The sequence below is a fragment of the Mesorhizobium sp. U510 genome, from assembly GCF_059180695.1.
This window is the reverse complement of sequence record NZ_CP180532.1, coordinates 1,595,790-1,608,457: the sequence shown is the minus strand read 5'-3', so window position 1 is coordinate 1,608,457 and position 12,668 is coordinate 1,595,790. Positions and strand designations below refer to the sequence as shown.

Here is a 12,668-nt window from a genome sequence, read left to right as displayed (position 1 = left end):
GCATGACGCAGCGGTTTCTTTCCAGAAGCCTCCAATGGTTCCATCCGGGGACAACTCCCTCTATAAGCCGCCTTCGTCATTCCGCCACCAAGGATCGGCCTTTGTTTCGTTTCTTCCGCTCGTCGGAAAACCAGCGCCTCGTCGCAAGGCTGGTCAGGGAATCGTTCCGGGAGCATATGTTCGGATATGGCGCGGCCATTCTTTCGATGCTGGTGGTGGCCGGCATGACCGCCGCCAGCGCCTGGATCCTGCGCGAAATCACCAATGAATTCGTGATCGACAAACGGGTCGACCGCGTCAACATGATTGCCGCGGCGGTCGCCGGGATCTTCATCCTCAAGGGCCTCGCCAATTTCGTCCAGGCCTATTTCATGAGCCGCGTCGGCAATGCCATCATCGCCGACCGGCAGCGCAAGATCTACGACCGCATCCTGGCGCAAGGCATCGAATTCTACCATTCGACCTCGTCATCCGATCTGATCACCCGCATGACCAACAATGCCCAGGCGGCACGCAACGTGCTCGACCTGATCGTGACCTCCTATGTGCGCGATCTGGTGACCCTGCTTGCCTTGATTGGTGTCATGGTCTGGCAGCAGCCGGTGCTGTCGCTGATCTGCTTCGTCGCCGGGCCTGTGGCCATCTATGGCGTCAACCGCATCCTGAAGCGTGTGCGCAAGTTCGCCGCCATGGAGTTCCGCTCGGTTGGCCAGATCATTCAGGTGATGCAGGAAACCGCTATCGGCGTGCGCGTAGTCAAATCCTTCAACCTCGAAAGCTTGATGCGCAAGCGCATGTACAAGGCGGTGGCAGACGTCGAGGATCGGGCCAACAACATTGCCGCGCTGGAAGCGGTGACCAGCCCGGTGATGGAGACGCTGGCCGGGCTGGCGATCGCCGGCGCCGTCATGGTCAGCGGCTTGCTGGTTCTGCAGGGCGGCCAGATGCCTGGCAACATCATGGCGTTCATCGCGGCGCTGCTGCTCGCCTATGAACCGGCAAAGCGCCTGGCGCGCGTGCGCATCTCACTGGAAAGCGGCATTGTCGGCGTGCGCATGATGTTCCAGCTCGCCGACGAGCCGCTGACACTGGCCGAGAAGCCCGATGCAAAGCCGCTTCGGACTGGACCGGGCGAGATCCGGTTCGATGCCGTCAGCTTCGCCTATCAGAACGGTCCGCCGGTGCTCGACCGGTTCGACCTGACCCTTGAAGCGGGCAAGATGACGGCGCTGGTCGGGCCTTCCGGCGGCGGCAAGTCGACGATCCTGAACCTGATCATGCGCATGTATGACCCGAACAGCGGCAAGGTCTTGCTCGACGGCCAGGACATTTCCCATGCCACGCTCGCTTCACTGCGGGAAAAGATCGCCTATGTCAGCCAGGACACGTTCCTGTTTGCCGGCACCATCATGCACAACATCCGGCTTGGGCGGCAGGACGCGACTGATGATGAGGTGATCGCCGCGGCCAAGGCCGCCAACGCGCATGACTTCATCATGGCGCAGGCGAAGGGCTACGAGACCGATGTCGGCGAGAATGGCGGCCTCTTGTCGGGCGGTCAGCGCCAACGCATCTCGATCGCGCGCGCCATGCTGCGCAATGCCGAAATACTGCTGCTGGACGAGGCGACCAGCGCGCTCGACGCCGAATCCGAAGCGCTGTTCCGCGACGCGCTGCAGCAGCTGACCCAAGGCCGCACGACGATCGTCATCGCCCACCGCCTGTCGACCGTGCACCAGGCCGACACGATCGTCGTGCTGGAGGGCGGCAAGGTGGTGGAGAGCGGGCCGCATCGTGCTCTGCTCACGCAGGGCGGGCTTTACCAGAAGCTTTATGAATATCAGCTGATGCCATAGTGCCGCCTCTTCCTTCCCCCCTTGTGGGGGAAGGTGGATCGGCGCGCAGCGCCGAGACGGATGAGCGACTATCTGAGGTGTCAAGTTGCATTTGCGAATTCGTTACGCGCGTCGCGTGCTTTTGCATTGAGAATGACGAGCAGCTTGCGGGCGAGCGCAATGCGGATGACCATTTTCTCCTTTCCGGCAGTCTGCAACCGTTGCTTGAAAGCTGCCAGATGCGGATCATATTTGGCAACGATGCTGGCAACGAGAAAGAGGACGCCGCGCGGCCCTGCCCGACCGCCGCGCACTGGTCTTCGACCGCTGCGCTTGCCACTGTCATTGGCGATCGGCGCCAGGCCGGCCAACTTGGCGATGGCCTTGTTGGAGAGGATGCCGATCTCCGGCAACTGCGCCATCAGCCGCGCCACGGTGCGAGAGGCAACACCCTTGAGCGAGCGGAAGGCTCGGTCGAGGCATGCCCACAGCGGATCGTCATCGATGAGCGTGGCGATCTCACCTTCGAGCCTGCGGCTCTGGCGCGCAAGCAGCGCGATCACTTCATCGAGGCTGGCGATAGTTTCGGCGTCGGCGGTGCTCTTGCGCTGCTTTTGAATGGTGAGATCTCCTCCCACCTGGGAAAGCCGCGCAACCAGCGCCTTGAGCCGCTGCTGGGCCGCGCTCGGCGGCGGCGTCGGCTTGAGCCGCTTGACGGCACCATAACGGGCAATCACGGCGGCATCGATTCTGTCGGTCTTCTCCAGGAAACCCATTGCCTCGGCGAAGTAGCGAACGCTCCTCGCGTTGGCCATGCCGCAGGGTTGGCCCATCTCCCACAAGAGCAGGAAGGCCAGCCGTTCGTAGCCGCCACTGGCCTCCATGATGACGAGTTCGACATCATGGTTCTGACACCAGGCGGCCAGATCGGCGATGCCTGCCGCATCGTTGGCGAAGCGGTTTGCCGCTCCCATCGGCTCGATATGGGCGTCGAGCCAGTCTTTCGAAATATCTATTCCACAGAGGGTCGTGTTCACGGTAACCTGCCTTGTGCGTGCGATTGGAGCCAAGCGACTATTCGGTCGTGCGTGACGAAGACGAAGATCCCAGGCTCATCCACGGTTGTAGCCGCAGGGGTGTCGGGCGACTTCGCCAAGCCTCGAATCGGATGGCCGTCCGGTTCGAGGCTCAGTCGCTTCCATCGCACAAAGTCTCCTCCGTGCAGATACAAGGGGTGTTCCAGCGGAGTGAGGCGTTAGCGTTCCCTGGAACACCCCTCATCCGTCGCCTTCGGCGACACCTTCTCCCACAAGGGGAGAAGGAAGAACCGCGCTACTCCGGCACGTGCCGCACCGCGCCCTTGTCGGCGCTGGTGGCGAAGGCGGCGTAGGCGCGCAATGCGGTCGTCACCTTGCGCTTGCGCTTTTCCTCGGGCTTCCATGCCAGGACGCCCTTGGCTTCCATCGCCGCCCGGCGGCTGTCGAGTTCGGCGTCGCTGACGGCGAGGCGGATGGTGCGGTTGGGGATGTCGATCTCGATCGTGTCGCCCTCCTGCACCAGTCCGATCGTGCCGCCTTCGGCGGCTTCCGGCGACGCATGGCCGATCGACAGGCCCGACGTGCCGCCGGAGAAACGGCCGTCGGTGACCAGTGCGCAGGCCTTGCCGAGGCCCTTCGACTTCAGATAGCTGGTCGGGTAGAGCATCTCCTGCATGCCGGGGCCGCCACGCGGGCCCTCATAGCGGATGACGACGACGTCGCCTGCCTTGATCTCGTTGGAAAGGATTGCCTTGACCGAAGCGTCCTGGCTTTCGAACACCCGCGCCGGGCCGGTGAATTTCAGGATCGACTCATCGACGCCGGCCGTCTTCACGATGCAGCCGTCGAGCGCCAGATTGCCTTTCAGCACGGCAAGGCCGCCATCCCTAGAGAACGGCGTTTCCGCCGAACGGATGACACCCTTTTCACGATCGAGATCGAGATCGTCCCAGCGGCGGTCCTGGCTGAAGGCGACCTGTGTCGGCACGCCGCCGGGCGCGGCAAGGAAGAAGTCGCGGACATTCTGGCTGGAGGTGCGGGAAATATCCCAATGGTCGAGCGCCTCGCCGAGGCTTGATGTGTGCACGGTCGGCAGGTCGCGGTTGATCAGCCCGGCATTGTCGAGCTGGCCGAGGATGGCCATGATGCCGCCGGCGCGATGAACGTCTTCCATGTGGACGTCGGACTTGGCCGGCGCGACCTTGCAGAGCACCGGAACCCGCCGCGACAGCCGGTCGATGTCCTCCATCGTGAAATCGACCTCGCCCTCATGGGCGGCCGCCAAAATGTGCAGCACGGTGTTGGTCGAGCCGCCCATGGCGATGTCGAGCGTCATGGCGTTTTCGAAGGCGCCCTTCGACGCGATGCTGCGCGGCAGTGCCGTCTCGTCATCCTGCTCGTAATAGCGCTGGGCGAGATCGACGACGAGATGGCCAGCCTCGACGAACAGCCGCTTGCGGTCGGCATGCGTGGCCAATGTCGAGCCGTTGCCCGGCAGCGACAGTCCGAGCGCCTCGGTCAGGCAGTTCATGGAATTGGCGGTGAACATGCCCGAGCAGGAGCCGCAAGTCGGACAGGCCGAGCGCTCGATGACCTTGACGTCCTCGTCGGAGATCTTGTCGTCGGCGGCCGCGACCATGGCGTCGACCAGGTCGAGCGCCTGCGTCTTGCCGGCCAGCACCACCTTGCCGGCTTCCATCGGCCCGCCGGAGACGAAGACGGTCGGAATGTTGAGGCGCAGCGACGCCATCAGCATGCCGGGGGTGATCTTGTCGCAATTGGAGATGCAGACCATGGCGTCGGCGCAGTGCGCATTGACCATGTATTCGACGGAATCGGCGATCAGCTCGCGCGACGGCAGAGAATAGAGCATGCCGTCATGGCCCATGGCGATGCCGTCATCGACCGCGATGGTGTTGAATTCCTTGGCAACGCCGCCGGCCTTCTCGATCTCGCGTGCCACCAGTTGGCCGAGGTCCTTCAAATGCACATGGCCCGGCACGAACTGGGTGAAGGAATTGACCACGGCGATAATCGGCTTGCCGAAATCGGAATCCTTCATGCCGGTGGCGCGCCAAAGGCCGCGTGCGCCGGCCATGTTGCGGCCATGGGTGGTGGTGCGGGAGCGATAGGCAGGCATGTTTTTTCCTTGGTGGCTGGCCTCGGCCCGGGAATGGCGCGGCGGAGCTGAATTCGGATCGCTGGCTTTATAGACGCGCAAGTATGGTCTGGCCACATTTTTGCAATGCGCCACGAAATCCGAATGTGCGGTTGACGAGCGGAGCTCGCCTGTATATATCCAATCGGGTATATACCCTTTTGGCTATGGACATCCGATGGACCAGCTGGACGCCACTTTTGCCGCACTCGCCGATCCGACGCGCCGCGCCATTCTTGCCCGGCTCATCCAGGGCGAAGCATCCGTGATGGAACTCGCCGAGCCCTTCGCGATGAGCCAGCCCTCGATTTCCAAGCATCTAAAGGTGCTGGAAAACGCCGGGCTGATTTCACGCGGCCGCGACGCGCAGCGCCGGCCGTGCCGGTTGGAAGCAAAACCGTTGGCAGAGGCCAATGACTGGCTGGAGCGGTATCGCAAGATCTGGGAAGGCAACTTCCAGCGCCTCGACGCGTTGCTCGGCGCGATGAAGGCCGAGAAAGCCCCCGACAGTACCGACCAATAGCCAGAAAGAATCGCGGCCTGTGTCGGGTCACCGGCCTGCCGCACGTCCTTTGGCAAATAGGAGGAGGACCATCATGAGCACCACAACCTTGCCGGGTTCGACCGTCGCCACGCTGACGGTGACAACGCCTAGCGACCGCGAGGTCCAGATCACCCGCATCTTCGACGCGTCGCGGCCGATGGTCTTCGACTGCTGGACGGTACCCGAGTTGCTGAAGGGCTGGCTGCACGGCCCCGATGGCTGGAGGCTGGCGATCTGTGAAATCGACCTCAGGGTTGGCGGCGCCACGCGCTACGTCTGGCAGCACCGCGATGGCCGCAGCATGGGCATGAGCGGCGCCTATCGCGAAATCGTGCGGCCAGCCAGGATCGTCGCCACCGAACTGTTCGACGAGGACTGGACGGGTGGCGAAACCATAGGGACCGTGGTCTTCACCGAACAGGCCGGAAAAACGCTGCTGACGCAGACGGTGCTTTACGCCTCGCAAGCGGCCCGCGACGGCGCGCTCGGCACCGGCATGAACTCGCGGCATGGGCGAGAGCTATGCCCAGCTCGACGCCTACCTTGCTTCCCTGCAGGACGCGGCCAAGGGCGCCGCCTGACGCTTCCTTCACCCCAAGTACCCCGAAAAGAAAACGAGGAGAAACGCATGCAGAAGATCACCACCTTCCTGTGGTTCGACGGACAGGCCGAGGAGGCGATGAACCATTACATGTCCATCTTCAAGAATTCGAAGGAGCTGAGCGTGACGCGTTGGCCCAAGGGTCACGCTGATGAGGGCAAGGTGCTGGTGGCCTCGTTCGAACTCGACGGTGTCCCGTTCCTGGCGCTCAATGGCGGACCACAATACAAGTTCACCGAGGCGATCTCACTGTCGATCGACTGCAAGACGCAGGAAGAAGTCGATCATTTCTGGACCAGGCTCACGGAGGGTGGCGGCGAACCAGGACCCTGTGGCTGGCTGAAGGACAAATTCGGCGTTTCCTGGCAGGTCGTGCCGGAGCAGCTGCCGCGCCTGCTCGGGGATGCGGACCGCGCCAAGGCCGGCCGGGCGATGAATGCGATGATGCAGATGGGCAAGATCGACATCGCCAAACTCGAAGAGGCGGCGAAGGGGTGAGAAGCGCGCGATCTTTCCTTCTCCCCCTGAGGGAGAAGGTGGATCGGCGCGCAGCGCCGAGACGGATGAGGGGTGTTCCAGCGGAGTGAGACGTTGGCGTTCCCTGGAACACCCCTCATCCGTTCGCCTTCGGCGACACCTTCTCCCACAAGGGGAGAAGGAAAGAAACACAGCTCATGCCGCCTTGTCGCGGACCTGGTAGTCCTTGATGGTGGCGAAGCGGATCGCTTTCCAGCGCTCGGCTTCGTAGTTCAGCGAGAAAGCGTGCTGGGCCAGGAACACCGGGTCGTTATCGAGGTCCCTGGCGATGTCGCCGCGATGCGCCTCGATAAAGCGAAGCGTCTCGGCCTTGTCGTCGGCCGAGATCCAGCGGCAGACGGAAAAGCGCGACATTTCGAACTCGACCGGCAGCGTGTATTCGAAGTTCAGCCGCTCCTTCAACACGTCGAGCTGCAGGGCGCCGACGACGCCGACGATGGCCGGTGAGCCGTCCTCGGGCGAGAACAACTGCACGACGCCTTCCTCGGCCATCTGGTGCAGCGCTTCCTTGAGTTTCTTCGCCTTCATGGCGTCGCCGAGGCGCACGCGGCGCAGGATTTCCGGGGCGAAGTTCGGCACGCCCCTGAAAAGAATTTCCTCGCCCTCGGTCAGCGTGTCGCCGATGCGCAGCGTGCCGTGGTTGGGAATGCCGACGACGTCGCCGGCAAAGGCTTCATCCGCCGTGACGCGGGTGCGGGCGAAGAAGAATTGCGGCGCCGACAGGCTCATCGGCTTGCCGGTGCGCACCAGCTTGGCCTTCATGCCGCGCTCGAGCTTGCCCGAGCAGACGCGCACGAAAGCGATACGGTCGCGGTGGTTGGGGTCCATGTTGGCCTGGATCTTGAAGACGAAGGAGGTCATCTTGTCCTCGGTGGCCTCGACCTTGCGGGTGTCGGCCTCCTGCGCGCGCGGCGGCGGGCCGAAGGCGCCGAGCGCCTCGATCAGGTCGCGCACGCCGTAATTGCGCAGCGCCGAGCCAAAATAGACCGGCGTCAGATGGCCCTCGCGGAAGGCATCGATGTCGAGGGGGCGGCACGCTTCCCGCGCGAGTTCCAGTTCCTCGATGAAGGCCTCGCGCTCGTTTTCCGGCAGCAGCCCGGCGACGCGGTTGGAATCGGGGCCGTTGACCGGCGTACGTTCCTTCTCGTCGTCGCCCTTGCGCACTGCGTTCAACGCCAGGTGATAGGTTCCGGAAAACGTCCTGCCGCGGCCGATCGGCCAGGTGATGGGTGCGGTGTCCAGCGCCAGCTTCTGCTCGATCTCGTCCAGAATCTCGAACGGGTCGCGGCTTTCGCGGTCCATCTTGTTGACGAAGGTGATGATCGGAATATCGCGCAGCCGGCAGACTTCGAACAGTTTCAGCGTGCGCGGCTCGATGCCCTTGGCGGCGTCGATGACCATGACGGCCGAGTCGACCGCCGACAGCGTGCGGTAGGTGTCGTCGGCGAAATCCTCGTGGCCGGGCGTGTCGAGCAGGTTGAAGACATTGTCCTCATACTCGAAGGTCATCACCGAGGTGACGACCGAAATGCCGCGCTCGCGCTCGATCTTCATCCAGTCGGACCGGGTCTGGATCTTGTCCTTCTTGGCCTTGACCTCGCCGGCAAGCTGAATGGCACCGCCGAACAGCAGCAGCTTTTCGGTGAGCGTCGTCTTGCCGGCGTCGGGGTGCGCGATGATCGCGAAGGTGCGGCGGCGCGCCACTTCCTCTGGTATTGTTTCGGGCATTCTCTGGGATTTCCGTGTGACAGGCCGGGCTTCTAGCAGCGTAGTGCCGGGCTGTCGACCGGTCCGGCGGCGCGGACGCCCCCGGATGCCATGGCTTGCCTCAGGCCAGCTCGCCCATCCGGTTCGCCAAAACGACCTCCGGAAGCCAGCTGGCGATGGCGCCGCCTATCGCGTCGGCATGATCCTCCTGCAGATAGTGCGCACCAGGCCCGAGATTGATGAAACCGCAGTTCTTCAAACCGGCCGCGAATTCGCGCGCGGCCTGCGGCCCGATCAGCGCGCCCGGATCGCCCGCGAACAGCAGTTTCGGATAGGTGGACAGCCGCAGCGCGCGATGGTCGTGCTGGCTGATGGCGGCAACGTCGGCGGGCCGGCCTTCGATGGGCATTTCCCGGGGCAGGCGCAGCACCGGCTTGCGCGATTGCAGCGTCGGGAACGGTGCCCGGTAAGCGTCCATCTCGTCGTCACTCATCGTGCGCAGCACCGAGGCCGGCAGCACTTTCTCGACGAAGACATTGTCTTCCAGGACCAGCTTTTCGCCGACGCCGGGCGTGCGGAGCGCCTTGAACATTTCGCGGGCTTGCGGGCGCTGGTGAAAATCCTCCCAGCGCTCGAAGGGCCGGATGAATTCCATGAAGGCGAGGCCGAGGATGCGCTGCGGCCGCCTTGCCGCGAGATGGAAGGCAAGGGCCGTGCCCCAATCCTGCGCGACCAGCACAACATCCCTGATGTCGAGCGCGTCGAGGAAAGCATCGAGATAGCGGACATGGTCGAAGAAGCGATAGTCGATATCGGGCTTGCCGGACTGGCCATAGCCGATCAGGTCAGGCGCGATGCAGCGGCCGAACGGGGCGACATGCGGGATGATGTTGCGCCAGATATGGGACGAGGTCGGGTTGCCGTGCAGGAACAGCAAGGTCGGGCCGGACGCTCCCGCCTCGACATAGGACATGGTCGAATCGAGTGCGGGAATCTGCAAGCGTCTCGGCGCGGTGGCGACCGGCTGAGGCGGGTTGGCTTTCGAACTCATGGGGTCGGCTCCTTTGCAAACACCGTGCTGAAGATGACTTTCTTGAACCGCTCGAGCGGTTCGGGGCTGCGCTCAACCTTCATGCGCAGCATGGCGCCCTGCCAGGACGACAGCAGGAAGTCGGCGAGGTCCTCGGCCTCGAAGGTCTTGGCGATGTCGCCGGCCGCCTGGCCTTCGGCGATGCAGACGGCGAATGGCTGGCGCCAGCGCTCGAAGATGGCGACGAGCTGCAAACGCAACGGCTCGCTGTGCACGGCTGTCTCAAGGCTGAGATTGCCGATCATGCAGCCGCGCGCCCAGTCATGCGCCTCGAGCTTCGAGGTGATGACGTCGAGGTAGCGGCGCAGCCTGCCTATGGGCGGCGTGCCGTCCTGCGCCAGCGCAGCCTCGACCAGCCCGCTGACATAGGTGAAGTAGCGGTCCAGCACTTCGCCGACGAACGCCTCCTTGGAGGCGAAATGGTTGGTGAAGGATCCCGGCCGGGCGTCGGCGGCGGCAACGATGTCGCGCACGCCAGCGGCGGCATAACCTGAATTCCAGATGGTCCGGAAACCGGCGTCGAGAAGTTTTTCGCGGAGTGATTGTCTAGCCATGTTCAAACAATACGTACGTACGTATTGATGTCAAGCGCATATTTTTACCGTGTCCGATGTTGGCAAGCGACGAATGGGGTGGCACTGCAAGAGCGTCCTCGGCGGACAACAGGTAAAGGAGTGAACATGGCTGCGGTGAAACAAGTGATCGTCATAGGCGCCGGCATTATCGGCGCCTCGATCGCCTGGCATCTGACCAGGGCAGGAGCGCAGGTCACGGTCATTTCCGAAAGCGGCGCGGGTGGTGTCGCGACGCCCAATTCGTTTGCCTGGATCAACGCCAGCTGGGGTAACCCCGAAATCTATTTCCGGCTGCGCACCCGCGCCATGGCCGAGTGGAGGCGACTGGCGAACGAGTTGCCTGGGCTGCCGCTCGCCTGGTGCGGCGGGCTATGCTGGGACCTGCCGGCCGACCGGCTCGAAGCCTACGCGGCCGAACATTCTTCATGGGGCTACGGCATCGAACGCGTTGGCCGCGAGCGGGCGGCGCAAATCGAACCCAACCTCGTCGAGCCTCCTGAATTCGCTGTTTATGTCGCGGAGGAAGGCGTGGCCGAGCCGGTTGCGACGGCCAGGGCCTTGCTGGCGGATGCCGAACGGCATGGCGCGGGGGTCATTGCCAGCACGGTCTCGGCGCTGGCCCAGGCCAACGGCAGGACGACCGGCGTGGACACATCTCACGGGCTGATTGCCGCCGACGAGGTGGTGATCGCCGCTGGCGTCGGCTCTCCGGACATCGCCGCGACGGCCGGCATCAAGCTGCCGATCGAAACGCCGCCCGGCCTGATCGTCCATTCGCGACCCCACAAGAAGCTGCTCAACGGCCTGGTGCACGCCGAGAGGCTGCATGTGCGCCAGACGGCCGAGGGCCGCATCATCGCCGGCTCGGATTTCGCCGGCGGCGATCCCGGCCAGAACCCCGAAGCGACGGCGCGCGACCTGTTCGCGGTGACGAAGGCGGCGTTGCGCGGCGCCGAGGGGCTGGAACTCGATTTCCACACCATCGGCTACCGCCCCCATCCGATCGACGGCTTTCCGATCATCGGCCGCGCCGAGGGCATGGACGGGCTCTATGTCGCGGTGATGCATTCGGGCATCACGCTGGCGCCGGCCGTCGGCCTGTTTGCGGCCCGGGAAATCCTCGACGGCGAGCGCGACCCGCTGCTGGCGCCCTATGGGCTGTCGCGCTTTGCTCAATAGGCCGGCGGGCGGCGAAAGCCCCCGGTAAGCGGCTCAATGGCCGCCGCGACACCAAGAAGCCGCGCCTCCGACCAGCGTTTGCCGACCAGTTGCAGGCCGATCGGCAGGCCGTCGCGGTCTTCTCCGCATGGCATCGAAAGTGCCGGATGGCCGCCGTAGTTGAAGACGGCGCCATAGGCCGGCAGCATCCAGTAGTCCTGATCCTCGCCGTCGACCTTGAGCGGCGTGCCCGGCTCGCAATGTGGAAAGGCCGTGGTCATCGCCACCGGGCAGAGCAGCGCGTCCCAGTCGTCGAAAAACCGATCCCAGGCGAGAATGGATGTGTCGCGGCGGGCGAGCGCTTTGAACCAGCGCGAGATCGGTGTCGGTCGCTCCGGCGGCTCCGGCTGTGCGGCCTCCATCATCATGCCGATCAGCGCGCCGCCCTGTGCGAGATCGTCGTGCAGGTCGAGCCTGGGCAGTTTCGCTTCCGCGACGAGGGCGCCGGCCGATTGCAACTGACTTGCGAGTTTTTCGACCGCGACGCCGATAGCGCCGGCCACCGGCAAGCCGGGGAAGGACGGCGCGAAGGCAATGCGCAATGTCTTCAGGTCGAGCTTCGGCGTGGTCTCGACCGGCACCGGCGCCAGATCGGCGTCACGCCCATCCGGCCCGGCGATGATTTGATAGATCAGCGACAGGTCATCCACGCCGCGCGCCAGCGGGCCGAGGCAGGACATCAGCCGCACGCTGCGCGCGGCATTGCCAGGATTTGGGAAGGCGCCGGCCAGCGAGACGCGGTGTTCGGTCGGCTTCAGGCCGTAGACGCCGCAGAAGGCGGCCGGCAGCCGGATTGAATCCTGCATGTCGGTGCCGACATCGAACGGCGTCATGCCGGCCGCCACCGCCGCCGCGGCGCCGCCGCTGGAGCCGCCCGCCGTACGCTCAAGGTTCCATGGATTGCTGGTGCGCCCGAACAGCGGATTGTCCGACTGCCAGTCCGACAGCATGGTGGCGACATTGGTCTTGGCCATCAGCACACCGCCGGCCGCCTTCAGTCTCGCAACGACCGGGCTGTCGTGGCTCGCGACATAGTCGGCGAAGGGCGGGAAGCCGACCGTGGTTTTCATGCCGACGGTTTCGTGCATGTCCTTCAGCGTGAAGGGAACGCCATGCAGCGGCCCGGGCGTGGCGCCGCGCGCGAGTGCCGCGTCGGCCTTCTTTGCGCGTTCGCACGCGCCCTCCCTGCCGAGCGAGATGACTGCGTTGACGCCTTCATTGTGCCGGTCGATCTGCGCCAGATGGGCATCGAGTGCTTCGACGGCGGAGATTTTGCGCCGAGCGATGGCGGCGGCGAGTTCGACGGTTGAGGAGAAGACGGGATTCATGATCAAGGCTCCGGCTTGGCCGCTTGGTTGGAAAATGG

10 protein-coding genes and 1 pseudogene are annotated in these 12,668 nt (G+C 64.2%); 5 read left to right on the top strand and 6 right to left on the bottom strand.

What is annotated here, in order from left to right; genetic code table 11:
• The first annotated feature begins 101 nt into the window (after positions 1 to 101).
• A complete protein-coding gene (locus tag ACLGL5_RS09770; RefSeq protein ID WP_069090884.1) occupies positions 102 to 1,856 on the top strand; it encodes an ABC transporter ATP-binding protein in 1,755 nt (584 codons plus the stop codon).
• An 80-nt stretch (positions 1,857 to 1,936) separates the two neighbouring features.
• Here ACLGL5_RS09770 and ACLGL5_RS09765 read toward each other — a convergent pair whose 3' ends face one another.
• On the bottom strand, positions 1,937 to 2,872 hold the full coding sequence (locus ACLGL5_RS09765) for an IS110 family RNA-guided transposase (protein ID WP_010910050.1): 936 nt from the start codon (positions 2,870 to 2,872) through the stop codon (positions 1,937 to 1,939).
• Between the two features lie 295 nt (positions 2,873 to 3,167).
• Entirely contained in the window at positions 3,168 to 5,012 is a 1,845-nt protein-coding gene (gene ilvD / locus ACLGL5_RS09760; RefSeq protein ID WP_069090883.1) for a dihydroxy-acid dehydratase, read from the bottom strand.
• Positions 5,013 to 5,208: 196 nt separating this feature from the next.
• On the opposite strand from ilvD, the gene ACLGL5_RS09755 reads away from it, so the two are divergent.
• From ACLGL5_RS09755 to ACLGL5_RS09745, 3 genes and pseudogenes are all read left to right on the top strand, one after another.
• Positions 5,209 to 5,553: an ArsR/SmtB family transcription factor gene (locus tag ACLGL5_RS09755; protein ID WP_019862926.1), complete on the top strand. Its 345-nt coding sequence runs from the start codon at positions 5,209 to 5,211 to the stop codon at positions 5,551 to 5,553.
• A gap of 73 nt (positions 5,554 to 5,626) precedes the next feature.
• Positions 5,627 to 5,986 (top strand): annotated as a pseudogene (locus tag ACLGL5_RS09750) (SRPBCC domain-containing protein); the annotation flags it as partial.
• 216 nt (positions 5,987 to 6,202) lie between these two features.
• Positions 6,203 to 6,673, top strand: coding sequence for a VOC family protein (locus ACLGL5_RS09745; protein WP_019862924.1), 471 nt, complete (start codon positions 6,203 to 6,205; stop codon positions 6,671 to 6,673).
• A gap of 174 nt (positions 6,674 to 6,847) precedes the next feature.
• Here the strand turns inward: ACLGL5_RS09745 and ACLGL5_RS09740 are convergent, their stop codons facing one another.
• The 3 genes from ACLGL5_RS09740 to ACLGL5_RS09730 all read right to left on the bottom strand — a co-directional run bounded on the left by ACLGL5_RS09740 (position 6,848) and on the right by ACLGL5_RS09730 (position 10,063).
• A complete protein-coding gene (locus tag ACLGL5_RS09740) occupies positions 6,848 to 8,440 on the bottom strand; it encodes a peptide chain release factor 3 (protein ID WP_019862922.1) in 1,593 nt (530 codons plus the stop codon).
• A 100-nt stretch (positions 8,441 to 8,540) separates the two neighbouring features.
• Positions 8,541 to 9,470: a haloalkane dehalogenase gene (locus ACLGL5_RS09735; RefSeq protein ID WP_083246529.1), complete on the bottom strand. Its 930-nt coding sequence runs from the start codon at positions 9,468 to 9,470 to the stop codon at positions 8,541 to 8,543.
• Entirely contained in the window at positions 9,467 to 10,063 is a 597-nt protein-coding gene (locus ACLGL5_RS09730) for a TetR/AcrR family transcriptional regulator (protein ID WP_019862920.1), read from the bottom strand. Before ACLGL5_RS09730 ends, ACLGL5_RS09735 begins: the two co-directional genes overlap by 4 nt.
• A gap of 126 nt (positions 10,064 to 10,189) precedes the next feature.
• On the opposite strand from ACLGL5_RS09730, the gene ACLGL5_RS09725 reads away from it, so the two are divergent.
• Entirely contained in the window at positions 10,190 to 11,263 is a 1,074-nt protein-coding gene (locus ACLGL5_RS09725; RefSeq protein ID WP_019862919.1) for an NAD(P)/FAD-dependent oxidoreductase, read from the top strand.
• On the opposite strand, the gene ACLGL5_RS09720 is transcribed toward ACLGL5_RS09725, so the two are convergent.
• Entirely contained in the window at positions 11,257 to 12,630 is a 1,374-nt protein-coding gene (locus ACLGL5_RS09720) for an amidase (protein ID WP_069093257.1), read from the bottom strand. The two genes, ACLGL5_RS09725 and ACLGL5_RS09720, sit on opposite strands and share 7 nt — an antisense overlap.
• Positions 12,631 to 12,668 lie beyond the last annotated feature (38 nt).